Raw genomic sequence first — 15,359 nt, forward strand, 5'->3', positions numbered from 1 at the left:
CTTCAATCCTTGCTGTAAGGTCCGCTTCATGGACGCCCGCGTCCTCGCCCGTTCAACGAACCCCGAAGGCGCCTTGTCCCGCCAGACGCTCACCCACCTGCAACGGCTCGAAGCCGAGAGCATCCACATCATGCGCGAGGTGGTGGCCGAATGCGAGCGGCCGGTGATGCTCTATTCCATCGGCAAGGACTCGGCCGTCATGCTGCATCTGGCGGCCAAGGCGTTCTATCCCTCCAAGCCGCCGTTCCCGCTACTGCACGTGGACACCACCTGGAAGTTCCGGGCGATGTACGAGATGCGCGAGCGGATGGCCCGCGAACTGGGCTTCGAACTCCTGGTCCACAAGAACCCCGAAGCCGTGGCCCGGAACATCAATCCGTTCACCCACGGCAGCGCTCTGCACACCGACATCTGGAAAACCGAGGGCCTGAAGCAGGCGCTCGACAAGTACGGCTTCGACGCCGCGTTTGGCGGCGCCCGGCGGGACGAGGAGAAGTCCCGGGCCAAGGAGCGCATCTTCTCGTTCCGCTCGGCGGGCCACCGGTGGGACCCGAAGAACCAGCGCCCCGAGCTCTGGCGGCTCTACAACACCCGGAAGAACCCCGGCGAGAGCATCCGGGTGTTTCCGATCTCCAATTGGACCGAGCTCGACATCTGGCAGTACATCTTCCTCGAGAACATCCCGATCGTGCCGCTCTATTACGCGGCCGAACGGCCGGTGGTTGAGCGTGACGGTACGCTCATCATGGTGGACGACGAGCGCTTCCCGCTGCGCGAGGGCGAAATCCCGCAGATGAAGTCGGTGCGCTTCCGCACCCTGGGCTGCTACCCGCTCACCGGCGCGGTAGAGAGCACTGCGTCCACCCTGCCCGAGATCATCCAGGAGATGCTGCTCACCACCACGAGCGAGCGCCAGGGCCGCATGATCGATCACGATCAGGCCGCCTCCATGGAGAAGAAAAAGCAGGAGGGCTACTTCTGATGGCCCACCAGTCCGCCCTCATCGCCGAGGACATCGAGGCGTATCTGAAGCAGCACGAGGTGAAGAGCCTGCTGCGCTTCATCACCTGCGGCTCAGTGGACGACGGCAAGTCGACCCTGATCGGCCGCCTGCTCTACGACTCCAAGATGATCTTCGAGGACCAGCTCGCGGCCCTCGAAGCCGACTCCCGGCGCGTAGGCACGCAAGGGGGCGATATCGACTTCGCCCTGCTGGTGGACGGCCTCGCCGCCGAGCGCGAACAAGGCATCACCATCGACGTCGCCTACCGGTTCTTCTCAACCGACAAGCGAAAGTTCATCGTCGCCGACACGCCCGGCCACGAACAATACACCCGCAACATGGTCACCGGCGCCTCCACCGCGGACGCCGCCGTGATCCTCATCGACGCCCGCAAGGGCGTCCTCACCCAGACCCGGCGACACAGCTTCCTGGTCAGCCTGCTGGGCATCCGCCACGTGGTCCTGGCCATCAACAAGATGGACCTCGTGGGCTGGAGCCAGGAGGTGTTCGACACCATCGTTGCCGAGTACCACGACTTCGCGGCCCAGATCGGCATCCGCGAGTTCACCGCCATCCCCATGTCGGCGCTCAAGGGTGACAACATCACCGCCCCCTCGGCCAACACGCCTTGGTACGCCGGGCCGCCGCTGATGCGCTGGCTGGAAGACGCGCCGGTCGAGGACGACCTGCAGGAAAAGCCGTTCCGGATGCCGGTGCAGTGGGTGAACCGGCCCAACCTCGACTTCCGGGGCTTCTCCGGCCAGATCGCTTCGGGCGTCATCGCCCCGGGCGACAGGGTGAAGGTCCTGCCCTCCGGGCGGGAAAGCATCGTCGAGCGGATCGTCACCCTGCGCGGGGACCTGGACCGGGCGGTCACGGGCCAGTCGGTGACCCTGACCCTGGCCGACGAGATCGACATCAGCCGCGGCGATGTTCTGGCGGCGGCCGGCGCTCCGCCGGAGGTAGCCGACCAGTTCGAGAGCACCATCGTCTGGTTCGACGACGAGCCGCTGCTGCCCGGCCGGCCCTACCTGCTGAAGCTCGGGACGCGGACGGTCACCGCCCAGATCACCGAGCCCAAGCACAAGGTGAACGTGAACACGCTTGAAAAGCTGGCGGCCTCGCGGCTGGAACTGAACGAGATCGGCGTGTGCAACCTGGCGCTTTCCGCGCCCATCGCCTTCGATCCCTATGCCGAGAACAAGGACCTCGGCGGCTTCATCCTCATCGACCGGTTGTCCAACCGCACGGTGGGCGCGGGGATGCTGAGCTTCGCCCTGCGGCGCAGCCAGAACATCCACTGGCAGGCCCTCGACGTGGACAAGCAGGCCCGCTCGGCCCTCAAGGGGCAGAAGGCCCGGGTCGTGTGGTTCACCGGCCTGTCCGGCGCCGGCAAGTCGACCATCGCCAACCTGGTCGAGAAACGCCTGCACGCCGAGGGGCGGCACACCTACCTGCTCGACGGCGACAACGTCCGGCACGGCCTGAACAAGGACCTGGGCTTCACCGAGGAAGACCGCGTCGAGAACATCCGCCGGGTGGCCGAGGTCGCCAAGCTGATGGTTGACGCCGGCCTGATCGTGCTGGTCAGCTTTATCTCGCCCTTCCGAGCCGAACGGCAGATGGCCCGCGAGCTCATGGGCGAGCGCGAGTTCGTCGAGGTGTTCGTCGACACGCCCCTGGCCGAGGCCGAGAAGCGGGACGTCAAGGGCCTCTACAAGAAGGCCCGGGCGGGCGAGCTGAAGAACTTCACCGGCATCGACAGCCCCTACGAGCCGCCGGAGAATCCGGAGATCCGCATCGACACGACCCGGACCTCCCCCGAGGAGGCGGCCCAGGCGATCTTCGACTGGCTGGAAGGCGGCTTCGATCCGGGGATCTAGCGACGAGCCGCGTCCACCAGGGCGCGGATCGCCCAACGCTTCACGTCCCGCGCCTCGGCCGGGCCGAGCTGCAGCACGTCCTTGAACACCACCATGGCCTCGGTGCCGATCAGCACCGCCAGGGCCCGGGCAAGGCGCGTCCTGGCCGGGGGCGAAAAGTCGGCCCCATCCAGCGCGGCCTCGATCAGCGGCGTGCGCCGGTTCTGACGCCGGGGCGAGGCCTCGCCGTCCAGGGCCTGGGCCATGGAGTTGGCCAGCATCATCCGGAACTGCGGCTCGTGCGCGTCGAGCAGCTCGTCCAGGGCCGCGTCCAGCCGCTCCAGCCGCGCCACCGGATCGGGGCCGACGCCCTGGTACAGCGCGTCCGGCTCGGGCATGGCCACGTCCAGCGAGGCCTCCACCAACAGCGCCTCGATGCTCGGGAAGTAGCGGTAGGCGGTCGCCCGCGAGACCAGCGCCGCTTCAGCCACCTCCTCCAGGCTGGGCCTGCGTCCTTCCTTCGTCATCCGCGCGGCGGCGTCCAGGAGCGCTTGGCGCGTGCGCCGCCGCTGGTTCTCGCGGCTCACTGCGGAAGCTGCTGGTGGATGGCGGCGAGGTCCAGCCAGACGTTCTCGCGCCGGATGTCGCCGTTCTCGGCGAATTCGATCACGTGCAGCAGGCGGAACTCCAGCGGCCGCCCGCGCCCCTCAAGGCCGAACGGCCGGCCTACGGCCCGGCCCCGCCACAGGGATTCGTCGACGAGGAAGTCCTCGCCGTAGAGCCGTCGCAGGCATTCGATCCGGCCGTCGGCCAGATCGGCGAACAGGGCCTCATAGAAGGGCCGTGCGCCCTCCCGACCGTGGGTCGGCCCCGTCGGCCAGCCCACGATGTCGTGTTCGGCGTCGGCGTGCATCGTGGCCAGCACGCCCTCCACATCGTCCGCCTGTTCGAAGGCGAAATGCTCGTCGATCTTCCGATCCATCTGCGCGCGCGTGAGCGCCATCTCCCAACCCTCCAATCCGATTGAGGGCGAGATAGCGAGACAATTGTCTCACGTCAAGACGCTCGTCTCAGGCGAGCTCGCGATCAGAACTCCAGCACGATCTTCCCGAAGTGCTCGCCCGCCCCCATGGCTGCGATCGCCGACTTCGCTTCGGTCCAGGGATAGACCTTGTCCACCACAGGCCGGATGCCGTGCAGCTCGATGAAGCGGCACATGGCTTCGAACATGTCCCGGGAGCCTACCGACAGACCCTGCAGCCGGGCTGAATTGCCGATCAGGGCGGCCGGATTGAACGGCTCGCCGGCGCCGGCGACGATGCCGATGACCGCGATGTGGCCGCCGATCCGGATGGCCTTCATGCTCTCCTGGATGGTGCCGCCGCCGCCGACCTCCATGATGAAGTCGGCCCCCACGCCGCCTGTGACCTCCCGCACGGCCTTCGACCACTCGGGGGTGGTCTTGTAGTTGACGAGATGATGCGCCCCGAGCGCCTTGGCGCGCTCGAGTTTGGCGTCCGAGGACGAAGTGATCAGCGTCCGCAGGCCGGCCCGGGCGGCGAACTGCAGGCCGAAGATCGAGACCCCGCCGGTCCCTTGCAGCACCACCGTATCGCCCGGCTCCAGCCGGGCGTCGTAGAAGAGGCCGCGCCAGGCAGTGAGCGCCGCGCACGGCAGGGTCGCCACTTCATGGTCGGTGAGGAAATCGGGGACCTTCGCAAGGCCCTCCTGACTGAACACCTGCAGTTCAGCGCCTGCGCCGGGGATCGGAAAGCCCAGGGCGCTCGTCAGCTTCTCCAGGGTCGGCGGCCCCGAGATCCAGTTCTGGAAGAACAGGGTGGAGACGCGGTCGCCCGGCTTGAAGCGCGTCACACCCGGGCCGATCGCCTCCACATAGCCGCAGCCGTCCGAGAAGGGCGTGATGACGTCATTGGCGCTGGCCGCCGCCCGCCCGTACATGCCGTGGATCATCAGGAAGTCGCGGTAGTTCAGCGAGCACGCCTTCATCCGCACCAGCACCTGGCCGTGGCCGGGCGTCGGATCGGGCGCTTCCACGACCTTGATGGCGTCCGGCCCCCAAGGGGCGGTCACTTGCAACGCACGCATTCTGGTTTCCTCCGCTTGGAGGCATCATGGGGAGGCCCCCGCGGCCTCCGCAACCGTGTCGCAACGTCAGCCGCGCGCCGAGGGCAGGACCGGCGCCTTCCCCCATTGGGCGGGGTCGTGGCCGAACACCATCACCGTGCCGGGCTCGCGCAGGGCCAACAGGGCGTCCAGCGAGCGCCCCATGGCCGCATGGTCGGCGCCGGCCGGGAACGCCCGGGTCTGCACCACCTCGCCATGGTAGCAGGCGTCCGCCACCAGGATGTGGTCGCCCTCTGCGCTCCGCACCCGCATCGACTGATGGCCAGGCGTATGGCCGAAGGTGGGAAGCAGGGTGACCGTTCCGTCGCCGAACAGGTCATGCTCCCCGTCAACCAGCTTCACATCGTGGCCGAGGTCGAAGAACCGCTTGGGCATGGCGTAACGGCGACGCATCTCCGCGTCGGCCCCCGCCGCCCATTCCCGGGCCTGGACCACCACCGTGGCGTTCGGCAGGGCGTGCAGGCCGCCGGCGTGGTCGAAATGCAGGTGCGAGAGCGCCACGTAGCGGACCCTGGCCGGGTCGATGTCCAGCCGCTCCAGGGCGGGACCGACCAACTGGTCCGGCTGGACGGTGGCGTCGAGGCCGTAGTTCCGCAAACCCTGGAGATAGGGGTCCTCGCGGTCGCACAGCTCCGCATGCAGACCGCAGTCGAAGAGGGCCACGCCGTCAGGATGTTCGATCACATAGAACGGGATCGGCACAGCCACCCGCTCGGCCTTCATGCCGAGGCCGGAACCGGGACTGTGAAACTGACCGCACACGCAACCGAACAGCCGGATCGTCATCGCCCGCCTCCCTCAGGGCGCGAGCCTAGGCCGCCGCGCCGGCCAAGGTCCAGAGCCGGTCAGCGGTCCAGCCGGCCGATGGCGTAGAGCCTCAGCGCCCCCGCCGTCCCCGCAAGGCACATGGCCGCCATCAGGAGGTAACCCTTGGCGCCGAAGTGGTCGAACAGCGGGCCGGAGGCCAGGGTCGCAAGGCCCATGAGCACGCCCGAGGACAGGGCCGAGTTGACGGTCTGGGCGGCCGATGCGTTGCGGGACGTCGACAGTCGCTCGGTGAGCTGGAGGGCCGCCAGGAACGTCGCCGCATAGGTCAGGGCGTGCAGGGCCTGCAGCGGGAACAGCAGCCACAGCGGCGGCGAGAACGCATAGGCGCCCCAGCGCACGACCCCGGCCATACCCCCCAGAACCAGCAGCCGCCGGGCGCCCAGCCGGCGCCGCCACGGCTCCAGGAACCAGAAGAAGCCGATCTCGCCCGCGACGCCCACGGCCCAGAGCACCCCGGTGGTGCTCTCGGGAATGCCCTCGGCGCGCCAGGAGAGCGCCGAGAAGCTGTAGTAGAAGGCGTGGGCCGACTGGATGGCGCCGGCCGAAGCCACGGTCAGCATGAAGGCCGGATCGCGGATCAGCTCGCCAAGGCCTGCCCAGCGGTCTGCGAAAGCCGTGCGCTGTCCCGCCTCATGCACCGGGTCGGGCGGCAAGAGCGCCCGTGCCATGAGCCCGGCCAAGGCGGCGGCGGCGGTGATCCAGACCAGCACCACCTCGGCCGACCCGCGGGCAAGCAGCCAGCCGACCACCAGATTGGCCACGATGAAGGCCGCCGAGCCCATGCCGCGGGGCCAACCGTAGTTGAAGCCGTCCCGCCGGGCGCGGGAGAGCACGATGACGTCCGTGAGCGGCGAGATGGTGGAGAAGGTCGTCGAGGCCGCAAACCACAGAACCGCCCACCCCGCAAATCCCCACGGCAGAGCCATCAGACCATAGATGACCGCCACGGCGAGGCCCAGGAGTGCGAGCGCGGTCCGGCGCAGGGCGAAGCTGTCGGCCCACAGGGCGATGAGCGGCGCAGAGATCACCCGCACCATCATCGGCAGCGACAGGATCAGTCCGATCTGCGCGCCCGAGAGGCCCTGGTGGGCGAACCACACCGGCATGTAGGGCGAGGCGGCGCCGGTCCCGACGAAGACCGCCGCGTAGAACAGGCCCATCTTCATCGGCGGAGACATGCCGCGGGGATACACGGAGTCGCCTCCGCCCGCGCGGCGACGTAAGCTCCCGGCAAAGAACAGACAAAGGGAGGCGGCGATGGACCGGGCGGACAGCCAGGATCGGGCGCTGCGGGCGCGCGCGGAGGCGGTGATCCCCGGGGGCATGTACGGCCACCAGTCCACGGTCCTGCTGCCGGACGACTATCCGCAGTTCTTCGCCCGTGGCGAAGGCGCCCACATCTGGGACGAGGACGGGCGGCGCTACCTCGACCTCATGTGCGCCTACGGGCCCAATCTGTTCGGCTACGCCAATCCCGAGATAGACGCCGCCTTCGTCCGCCGGCTGGGTCTCGGCGATACGCTTACGGGGCCGACCGCCCTGATGGTCGAGCTGGCCGAGGCGCTCACCGCCCTGGTGAGCCACGCCGACTGGGCGATCTTCTGCAAGAACGGCACCGACGCCACCTCCATGGCGCTCTCGATCTCGCGGGCCCACACGGGAAGGCGGGTCGTGGTCCGGGCCAGGGGCGCCTATCACGGCGCCGCCGCCTGGTGCACGCCGCGGCCGGCGGGCGTCATCGACAGCGATCGGGCCCACCAGCTCTTCTGCGACTACAACGACGTGGCCAGCCTGGAGGCGGCGGTGGCGGAGGCGGGCGACGATCTGGCCTGCATCTTCGCCGCCCCGTTCCGCCACGACGCCTTCGTGGACCAGGCTGAGCCGGACCCGGCCTACGCCTGCCGCGCCCGCCAACTCTGCGACGAACGCGGCGCCCTGCTGGTGGTCGACGAGGTCCGCGCGGGCCTCAGGCTCGCCCGCGACTGCTCATGGAGCCGGCTGGGTGTCCAGCCGGACCTGTCCACCTGGGGCAAGTGCATCGCCAACGGCCACGCCCTGTCGGCCCTGCTGGGATCGGACAAGGCGAGGTCCGCCGCCGCCTCGGTCTATGCCACGGGCTCGTTCTGGTTCCAGGCGGCGCCCATGGCCGCGGCTCTGGAGACCCTGAGGCTGGTGCGCGAGACGGACTATCTGGAGCGGATCACGGCCCTGGGCGAGCGCCTGCGCGTCGGACTGGACGAACGGGCCCGAGCCGCCGGCTTCGGCTTCCGCCAGACGGGGCCTGCGACCCTGCCGCTGTTCCTGTTCGACGACGACCCAGACCTGCGGAAAGGCTTCTGCTTCGCCAGCGCCATGCTGGCCCGCGGGGTCTATGTGCATCCCTGGCACAACATGTTCATCTGCGCGGCCATGACCGAGGCCGACATCGATTCCGCCCTCGACGCCGCCGAGAGCGCCTTCGACGAGCTGAGGCGCAGAGCCGGCGCCCTGCCGCCCGTGGAGAAGCTCGCCTTTCTGACCGCTGGAGCTCGCTGAATGGACGATTATTCCGAGTACGACGGCCTGGGCCTGGCCGAGCTGGTGCGCAAGCGCGAGGTCACGCCCGCCGAGCTCACCGAAGCCGCCATCGCGCGTATCGAGCGGCACAACCCCACGCTCAACGCCGTCGTCCACAAGGCCTATGACGAGGCCCGCCAAACGGCCGCCTCCGACCTGCCGGACGGCCCGTTCCGCGGCGTGCCGTTCCTGATCAAAGACCTCGGCGCCCAGGTGAAAGGCTGGCCGCGCACCTCGGGCAGCAACTTCGCCCAGGTCGCCGCCGACGCCGCCGACAGCGAACTGATCCGCCGCTACCGCGCCGCCGGCGTGGTCCTGCTCGGCAAGACCAACACCCCCGAGTTCGGCATCCCGGGCGTCACCCACTCCGAACGGCTGGGCTCGTGTCGCAATCCGTGGAACCCCGACCACATCTCGGGCGGCTCCTCGGGCGGGGCGGCCTCGGCCACGGCGGCCGGCATCGTCCCCCTGGCCCATGCCAGCGACGGCCTCGGCTCCATCCGCATTCCCGCCGCCTGCTGCGGGCTGTTCGGCCTGAAGGTCACCCGCGACCGCACGCCCATCTGCGAGGTGACGGACGGGGCGCTGGGCTTCTCCGTGCACCATGTGGTCAGCCGCACCGTCCGCGACAGCGCCGCCATGCTGGACGCCACCGGCTACGCCCAGGCGGCCGATCCGTTCCAGGCGCCGGCCAAGGAGGGGCCCTATCTGGCCGAGATCGAAAAGAGCCCCGGCCGCCTTCGGATCGCCTGGTCCGCCGAGACGCCGAGCGGCCGACCGATCCCCGAAGAGATGCAGGCCGCCCTGCTCCGCACCGTGGACCTGCTGAAAGGCCTGGGCCACGAGGTGTTCGAACGCGGCCTCGGCGTCGACTACCGCGAGCTCTATCGCGCCCAGAGCCTGGCCAGCGCCTCCAACTTCTCGGCCAACATCCAGCGGTGGATCGACCACCTCGGCCGGGAGCCCGAGGAGCACGAGCTCGGCCCCCTCGCCCGCCGCGCCTATGAGGCCGGCAAGCGTCTGACCGGCCAGCAGGCCTTCTGGGGGTTCCAGCAGCTGCGGCTGATGAACCGTCAGATCCTCGCCGCCTTCGAGGACTTCGACGTCTATCTCTCCCCGGTGATGGCCACGCCCGCGCCCCGCGCCGACTGGCTCGACCCGCTGATGGACGACCTGCGCGAGTTCGACCGCCGGCAGGCGGCGACCTACCCCTACACGCCGCCGTTCAACTTCACCGGCCAGCCGTCCATGTCCGTGCCGCTGTGGGGATCGGCGGACGGCCTGCCCATCGGCATGATGTTCAGCGGCCGCTTCGCCGACGAGGCGACGCTGTTCCGCCTCGCCGCCCAGCTTGAGAAGGAAGTCCCCTGGAAGGACCGCCGGCCGGCGGTGTGGGGCTGATGCGCGCCATGTTTGTTCTCGCCGCCCTGCTGGGCCTCGCGTGTGTGGGCTTCGGCGCCTTCGGGGCCCACGGCGTCACCGATCCCAAGGCGCAGGAGTGGCTGCGCACGGGGGCGCTCTACGGCTTCGTTCATGTGTTGGCGGTGTTCGCCACCGCCCAGTTCGGCTCGCGTCTCGCGCCGCCGCTGTTCCTGGCCGGGGTCGTGGTGTTCTCCGGCTCGCTGTTCGCCATGGGCCTGGGTGCGCCGCGAATCCTTGGGGCGATCACCCCCATCGGGGGCGTCAGCTTCATGGCTGGCTGGGCCGCCGTCGCCTGGGCGGCGGCGCGCGGTCAGGCCTGAGACTTGGCCGCGGCCCTGGGCAAGGCCAGCTGTCGCAGCGCCAGCATCGATCCGCCCAGGGCTAGCAGCATGACGATGGCCATCGGCCGCGGCGTGCCGTCGTGGAAGACGCCGGCCAGGCTGGACGCAAGCGCCCCCGCCCCGAACGACAGTCCGCCCAGCAGGGCCGAGGTGGAGCCGGCGCGCCTGGGATCGACGCTGAGCGCCCCGGCGGTGGTGTTGCCGCCCATCAGGCCGTAGCTCGCCAGCACCAGGAACAGGAGCGGCAGCACCGTCCAGCGCTCGCCAAGGCCCGTGATCGCGAAGAAGGCCAGCGCCAGGGCGAAGGCCACCGCCAGGACGCTGACACGGGCCAGCACCTGATCCGGCGTGAGGGTGCGCAGCAGCCAGCGGTTCACTTGGTTGGCGCCGATGACCCCCGCCGCATTGACGCCGAACAGCCAGCCGAAAGCCTGGGGCGAAACCCCATAGGTCTCAATGAGCAGCTCGGGCGAGCTCGCGATGTAGGTGAAGAGCGTGGCCCCGTTCAGCGCCCCGGCCAGGGCGTAGCCAACCAGCCGCGGCTGGCGCAGGAGCGCCGCATAGGCCTTGAGCGGCGTCTCCGAGCGCGCCTGGAGGGTCGTCTCCTCGCTGCGGGATTCCTTCAGCCGCAACAGGGCCGCCACGCCGAGCACCACGCCGCAGAAGGCCATGAACCAGAAGTTTAGCCGCCAGCCCCCGAAGCTCAGCAGCACCCCGCCTAGCAGCGGCGCGAGGATCGGCGCGAGCCCCATGACTAGCATCAGCAGGCTCAGCACCCGCGCCGTGTCGCGATGGTCGAAAAGGTCCCGGACGATGGCCCGGGAGACCACGGCCCCCGCGCAGGCGCCCAGGGCCTGGATGAAGCGCCCCGTCAGGAGCTGCCCCGCCGAGGCGGCCAGGGCGCACCCCGCCGAGGCAAGGATGAAGATCGCGATGCCCACCAGCACGGCCGGGCGGCGACCGAAACGATCCGAGGCCGGCCCGTAGAAGAACTGGCCGATGGCCATACCGGCCAGGAAGGCCGCCACCGTCGCCTGGGTCTCGCCGGCGCTGGCCCTCAGGTCGGCGCCTATGGCCGGCAGGCTCGGCAGGTACATGTCGATGGCCAGCGGTCCGAGCCCGGTGAGGGCCCCCAGCATGATCACTAGGCCCCACGGAACCTTGGCCGGCGAAGAAGTATCCTTGGCGTACGTCACGACAGATGCCCTAGTGCGGATGGCGCCGCGGCCAAAGCCCATTCGTGGCGAAGCCTGTGGGCCACGACAGATTAGGAGGGGAAGCCAAGTGTCCGCGCTCGAAAACATGATGCCGGCGCCGAACCGCGTTCGGGTGAACGGGATCGAACTCGCCTACTACGAAGCCGGCCCCCGCGAGGGCGTTCCCATCGTCCTGTGCCACGGCTTCCCCGAACTGGCTTTCTCCTGGCGTCACCAGATCAAGGCCCTGGCCGACGCCGGCCGCTGGGTGATCGCGCCCGACCAGCGGGGCTACGGCTTGTCGGACAAGCCCACGGCCGTCACCGACTATGACCTTGAGCATCTGACCGGTGACCTCGTGGGTCTGCTGGACCATCTCGGTGTCGAGAAGGCGATCTTCTGCGGGCACGACTGGGGCGGGTTTGTCGTCTGGACCATGCCGCTCAAGCACCCCGACCGCGTGGCGGGCGTGATCGGCCTCAACACTCCGTTCCAGCCGCGGGCTCCCATTGATCCCATCGCCATCTTCCGGCGCCGCTTCGGGCCGGACATGTACATCGTCTGGTTCCAGACGCCCGACGAGCCCGAGGCCGTGCTGGGCGAGGACGTCGAACGGACCATGCGCTTCTTCATGCGCAAGCCGGCGGCCCTCCGGACCGTAGCCCAGCCCACCGAGGGCGGCTCGACCTTCGCCTTCCGTGATCTCATCCGCGCCTGGGACGGAAAGACCGGGGGCGATCCGTTCCTGACGCCCGAGGAACTGGCGGTCTTCGTGGAGGCTTTCCAGCGCGGCGGCTTCTTCGGCCCGGTGAGCTGGTACCGCAACTTCACCCGCAACTGGGAACGGGCTGAGGGCGATCCGATGCGCCTCGATGGCGTGCCCTGCCTGATGATCACCGCCGAGCTCGACGCCGTCCTGACGCCCGAGATGGCCGAGCCGATGAAGGGGCTGGTCGGCGATCTTGAGATGCACATGGTGGCCGGGTCCGGCCACTGGACCCAGCAGGAGAAGCCGGAAGAGGTGAACCGGCTCATCCTCGGCTGGTTGGACAAGCGGTTCCCGAAGTAGACTAGGCGCATGGAACGCAACACGCCCTCGCCCGCCGTCTCCGCCTCTCAGCACCGGCGGGGCCTCTTCCCCGAGAACGAGCCCTACGCCCAGGGCTGGCTGGCGACCGGCGGCCCGCATGAGATCTTCTACGAGGAGTGCGGCAATCCCGATGGCAAGCCTTGCGTGATCCTGCACGGCGGTCCGGGCGGGGCGATCAACCCGACCATGCGGCGGTTCTTCGATCCGATCAAATGGCGCATGGCGCTGTTCGACCAGCGCGGCTGTGGCCGCAGCCGGCCGAACGCCAGCCTCGAGGACAACACCACCTGGGCCCTGATCGAAGACATCGAGCGCCTGCGTGAGCACCTCGGCGTCGAAAAGTGGTGCGTGTTCGGCGGCTCGTGGGGCTCCACCCTCGCCCTCGCCTACGCCATCACCCACCCCGAACGGGTTGAGAGCCTGATCCTGCGCGGCGTCTTCCTGCTCACCGAGCGCGAGCTGCGCTGGTTCTACCAGGACGGGGCGTCGATGCTGTTCCCGGACGCCTGGGCCCGCTTCTGCGCGCCGATCCCCGAGTCCGAGCGGGGCGACATGATGGCCGCCTACCACAAGCGCCTGACCCATCCCGATCGGGCCATCCAGGCCGAGGCTGCGGCGGCTTGGAGCCAGTGGGAGGGCGACACCATCTCGATCCGCGGCCCGGAGGCCCGCCCGTCGAAGTTCAACGAGATCGACTTCGCCATCGCCTTCGCCCGGATCGAGTGCCACTTCTTCGTCAACGGCGGCTTCTTCCCCTCGAAGAACTGGATCCTCGAAAACCTCGACCGCATCCGCGACATCCCCGGCTGGATCATCCAGGGCCGTTTCGACGTGGTGACGCCCATGGAAAGCGCCTGGAAGCTGAAAGCCGGCTGGCCCGAGGCGCGCCTCGAGGTGGTCTGGGACGCGGGCCACGCCTCCACCGAGCCCGGGATCGTGGATGGCCTGGTGCGGGCCACCGACCAGGCGCTGAAGCTCTGATCCGCCCATGAGCCGGGCCGAGATCGTCCGAGCCTATCTCAAGACCATCGAGCGGCGCGGCGATTCCCTGGCCTTCTTCACCGAGGACGCCGTGCAGGAGGAGTTTCCGAACGCCCTCGTCCCGTCGGGTGCGCGGCGGACTCTCGCCGACCTGCGCGCGGCGAATGACCGCGGCCGGGGGGTGCTCAGCTCCGAGACCTACGAGATCGTAAACCTGGTCGAGAGTGGAGACCTGGTGGCCGCCGAGGTGCTCTGGCGCGGCGTGCTCGCCATGCCGCTCAGGTCCTTGAAACCGGGCGACGCCATGAAGGCCCGCTTTGCGGTCTTCTTCGAATTCCAGGGCGACAAGATCCGGCGGCAGCGCAATTACGACTGCTTCGAGCCCTTCTGAGTCCGTTCACCGAACGGCCGTACCGCAATTTCGGCTCTTTCCCCTGTTTCAAACGCTCGTTAGGTTCCCCTACGACAGCTATGCGAGGGGAAACGGTCAATATGAGCGCGATCAGTAATGCGCCGGCCGAGGATGGCCACATCCACGGCTTCGGCACCAAGGCGTACCGCAGCTATGTGCTTAATGCGCTCCTGCTGATCTACATTCTCAACTTTGTCGATCGCGGCCTGCTTTCCGTGGTGGCGCCGCAGATGAAGCCGGAGCTGGGTATCTCGGACACGGCTTTCGGCCTGCTCACCGGCTTCGGCTTCGCCCTGCTCTACACCGTCGTCGGCATCCCCCTCGCCCAGTTCGCCGAGACCCGGCACCGGGTCTGGATCATGACCGTCTGCGTCGCCCTCTGGTCGCTGATGACGGCGCTGTGCGGCCTCGCCGCCCCGGTCACCATCGGCAGCCTGGCCATCGGCGGCTTCTGGATCCTCCTCGCCTGCCGCGTGGGCGTGGGCATCGGCGAAGCCGGCTGCACGCCGCCGGCCAATTCGCTGATCGCCGACTACTATCCGCCCAGCCGGCGCTCCACCGCCCTCGGCTACTACGCCATGGGCGTGACCCTGGGCGGCCTGCTGGCCAACGTCATCGGCGGCCCGATCACCGACGCCTACGGCTGGCGCATGGCCTTCTTCGTGGTCGGCCTTCCCGGCCTGCTCGTGGCCATCATCTTCAAGCTGACGGTGAAGGAGCCGCCGCGCGGCTACACCGACCCGCCCGGCACGGTGCGCAAGGCCAGGCCGCGTTTCGCCGACGGCATCAAGGAACTGATGGCCAAGCCGTCCTTCTGGTGGATGACGGCCGGGGCCACCATCGCCTCCTTCTGCGGCTACGGCATCGCCTCGTTCCAGTCGCTGTTCATCAACCGCAGCTTCGAACTCACGGCCGGCCAGGCCGCGATCTACATCAACGCCCCGGTGGCGGCGTCGGCGGCGGTCGGCACCCTGGCCACCGGCTGGCTGGCGGAGCGGATGGTGAAGCGCCATCCCAACGCCATCGGCTGGCTGCCGGGCGTTGGCCTGACGCTGAGCGTGCCGTTCTACTTCCTGGCCTTCACCACCCAGAACCTGGCCCTGTGCCTGTTCGGCCTGATCATCGGCGGCGGCGTGAAGTACGGCTATCTGGCCTCGCAGTACACGATCGGCCAGGGCGTGGTGAGCGCCCAGTTCCGCGCCGTGGCCACGGCCATCCTTCTGTTCGTGATCAACCTGCTGGGCTACGGCCTCGGCCCGCTGTTCATCGGCGCCCTGAGCGACCTGCTGTTCAAGGTGAAGGTCGCCAACCTGGGCGCGGCCGAACTGACCCGCCAGGCCTGCGAAGGCGCGGCGCGCAAGGCCCTGGGCGCCGCCGATCAGGCGGTCTGCGCCGTGGCCCACCCCGAAAGCCTGCAGCACTCCATGCTGATCACCTCGGCGCTCTACGCCGTGGCGGGCCTCTGCTTCTTCATGACCTGCCGCTGGCTGAAGCGGGACATGGTGGCCAAGTAAGGCCGCCAG

The 15,359-nt window shown here is 69.0% G+C and carries 15 protein-coding genes; 9 read left to right on the top strand and 6 right to left on the bottom strand.

Annotated features, from left to right (window positions below; translation table 11 throughout):
* The first annotated feature begins 28 nt into the window (after positions 1–28).
* Positions 29–982, top strand: a complete 954-nt coding sequence (cysD, locus tag BO64_RS13880) for a sulfate adenylyltransferase subunit CysD (protein WP_496403901.1) — start codon at positions 29–31, stop codon at positions 980–982.
* On the top strand, positions 982–2,886 hold the full coding sequence (gene cysN, locus BO64_RS13885) for a sulfate adenylyltransferase subunit CysN (RefSeq protein WP_496403902.1): 1,905 nt from the start codon (positions 982–984) through the stop codon (positions 2,884–2,886). Before cysD ends, cysN begins: the two co-directional genes overlap by 1 nt.
* On the opposite strand, the gene BO64_RS13890 is transcribed toward cysN, so the two are convergent.
* From BO64_RS13890 to BO64_RS13910, 5 genes are all read right to left on the bottom strand, one after another.
* A complete protein-coding gene (locus BO64_RS13890) occupies positions 2,883–3,452 on the bottom strand; it encodes a TetR/AcrR family transcriptional regulator (protein ID WP_496403903.1) in 570 nt (189 codons plus the stop codon). The genes cysN and BO64_RS13890 overlap by 4 nt on opposite strands.
* Positions 3,449–3,868, bottom strand: a complete 420-nt coding sequence (locus tag BO64_RS13895; protein ID WP_496403904.1) for an ester cyclase — start codon at positions 3,866–3,868, stop codon at positions 3,449–3,451. Before BO64_RS13895 ends, BO64_RS13890 begins: the two co-directional genes overlap by 4 nt.
* 83 nt (positions 3,869–3,951) lie before the next feature.
* Positions 3,952–4,971 carry a zinc-dependent alcohol dehydrogenase family protein gene (locus tag BO64_RS13900; protein WP_496403905.1) on the bottom strand — a complete coding sequence of 340 codons (1,020 nt, stop codon included), beginning with the start codon at positions 4,969–4,971 and terminating at the stop codon, positions 3,952–3,954.
* Positions 4,972–5,037: 66 nt separating this feature from the next.
* Entirely contained in the window at positions 5,038–5,796 is a 759-nt protein-coding gene (locus BO64_RS13905; protein ID WP_496403906.1) for an N-acyl homoserine lactonase family protein, read from the bottom strand.
* A 59-nt stretch (positions 5,797–5,855) separates the two neighbouring features.
* Positions 5,856–7,016, bottom strand: coding sequence for an MFS transporter (locus BO64_RS13910; RefSeq protein ID WP_496403907.1), 1,161 nt, complete (start codon positions 7,014–7,016; stop codon positions 5,856–5,858).
* A gap of 79 nt (positions 7,017–7,095) precedes the next feature.
* On the opposite strand from BO64_RS13910, the gene BO64_RS13915 reads away from it, so the two are divergent.
* Genes BO64_RS13915 through BO64_RS13925 form a run of 3 tightly spaced genes read left to right on the top strand, consistent with a single transcriptional unit; the run spans position 7,096 to position 10,136 of the window.
* Entirely contained in the window at positions 7,096–8,373 is a 1,278-nt protein-coding gene (locus tag BO64_RS13915) for an aminotransferase class III-fold pyridoxal phosphate-dependent enzyme (RefSeq protein WP_496403908.1), read from the top strand.
* The gene (locus tag BO64_RS13920) at positions 8,374–9,795 is read left to right on the top strand and encodes an amidase (protein ID WP_496403909.1); all 1,422 of its coding nucleotides are present in this window, start codon (positions 8,374–8,376) and stop codon (positions 9,793–9,795) included.
* Complete coding sequence (locus BO64_RS13925) at positions 9,795–10,136, top strand: DUF423 domain-containing protein (RefSeq protein WP_496403910.1); 342 nt, start codon at positions 9,795–9,797, stop codon at positions 10,134–10,136. The genes BO64_RS13920 and BO64_RS13925 overlap by 1 nt, the downstream gene beginning before the upstream one ends.
* Here BO64_RS13925 and BO64_RS13930 read toward each other — a convergent pair.
* Positions 10,127–11,353, bottom strand: coding sequence for a multidrug effflux MFS transporter (locus BO64_RS13930; protein WP_496403911.1), 1,227 nt, complete (start codon positions 11,351–11,353; stop codon positions 10,127–10,129). The genes BO64_RS13925 and BO64_RS13930 overlap by 10 nt on opposite strands.
* Before the next feature lie 109 nt (positions 11,354–11,462).
* On the opposite strand from BO64_RS13930, the gene BO64_RS13935 reads away from it, so the two are divergent.
* The 4 genes from BO64_RS13935 (at position 11,463) to BO64_RS13950 (ending at position 15,350) form a co-directional block, all read left to right on the top strand.
* Positions 11,463–12,422 (top strand): alpha/beta fold hydrolase, encoded by a 960-nt coding sequence (locus BO64_RS13935; RefSeq protein WP_496404028.1) that lies wholly within the window; start codon positions 11,463–11,465, stop codon positions 12,420–12,422.
* A 9-nt stretch (positions 12,423–12,431) separates the two neighbouring features.
* A complete protein-coding gene (gene pip / locus BO64_RS13940; protein WP_496403912.1) occupies positions 12,432–13,424 on the top strand; it encodes a prolyl aminopeptidase in 993 nt (330 codons plus the stop codon).
* A gap of 7 nt (positions 13,425–13,431) precedes the next feature.
* Positions 13,432–13,815, top strand: a complete 384-nt coding sequence (locus tag BO64_RS13945; protein ID WP_496403913.1) for a nuclear transport factor 2 family protein — start codon at positions 13,432–13,434, stop codon at positions 13,813–13,815.
* Between the two features lie 101 nt (positions 13,816–13,916).
* The gene (locus BO64_RS13950) at positions 13,917–15,350 is read left to right on the top strand and encodes a spinster family MFS transporter (RefSeq protein ID WP_496403914.1); all 1,434 of its coding nucleotides are present in this window, start codon (positions 13,917–13,919) and stop codon (positions 15,348–15,350) included.
* The last annotated feature ends 9 nt before the right edge of the window (positions 15,351–15,359 follow it).

The organism is Phenylobacterium composti DSM 19425 (assembly GCF_059568645.1).

Excerpts from the sequence above, each read along its gene's own strand:
- cysD (WP_496403901.1), top strand. The coding sequence starts at position 29 with ATGGACGCCCGCGTCCTCGCCCGTTCAACGAACCCCGAAGGCGCCTTG.
- cysN (WP_496403902.1), top strand. The coding sequence starts at position 982 with ATGGCCCACCAGTCCGCCCTCATCGCCGAGGACATCGAGGCGTATCTG.
- BO64_RS13895 (WP_496403904.1), bottom strand. The coding sequence starts at position 3,868 with ATGGCGCTCACGCGCGCGCAGATGGATCGGAAGATCGACGAGCATTTC.
- BO64_RS13900 (WP_496403905.1), bottom strand. The coding sequence starts at position 4,971 with ATGCGTGCGTTGCAAGTGACCGCCCCTTGGGGGCCGGACGCCATCAAG.
- BO64_RS13905 (WP_496403906.1), bottom strand. The coding sequence starts at position 5,796 with ATGACGATCCGGCTGTTCGGTTGCGTGTGCGGTCAGTTTCACAGTCCC.
- BO64_RS13910 (WP_496403907.1), bottom strand. The coding sequence starts at position 7,016 with ATGTCTCCGCCGATGAAGATGGGCCTGTTCTACGCGGCGGTCTTCGTC.
- BO64_RS13915 (WP_496403908.1), top strand. The coding sequence starts at position 7,096 with ATGGACCGGGCGGACAGCCAGGATCGGGCGCTGCGGGCGCGCGCGGAG.
- BO64_RS13920 (WP_496403909.1), top strand. The coding sequence starts at position 8,374 with ATGGACGATTATTCCGAGTACGACGGCCTGGGCCTGGCCGAGCTGGTG.
- BO64_RS13925 (WP_496403910.1), top strand. The coding sequence starts at position 9,795 with ATGCGCGCCATGTTTGTTCTCGCCGCCCTGCTGGGCCTCGCGTGTGTG.
- BO64_RS13935 (WP_496404028.1), top strand. The coding sequence starts at position 11,463 with ATGCCGGCGCCGAACCGCGTTCGGGTGAACGGGATCGAACTCGCCTAC.
- pip (WP_496403912.1), top strand. The coding sequence starts at position 12,432 with ATGGAACGCAACACGCCCTCGCCCGCCGTCTCCGCCTCTCAGCACCGG.
- BO64_RS13945 (WP_496403913.1), top strand. The coding sequence starts at position 13,432 with ATGAGCCGGGCCGAGATCGTCCGAGCCTATCTCAAGACCATCGAGCGG.
- BO64_RS13950 (WP_496403914.1), top strand. The coding sequence starts at position 13,917 with ATGAGCGCGATCAGTAATGCGCCGGCCGAGGATGGCCACATCCACGGC.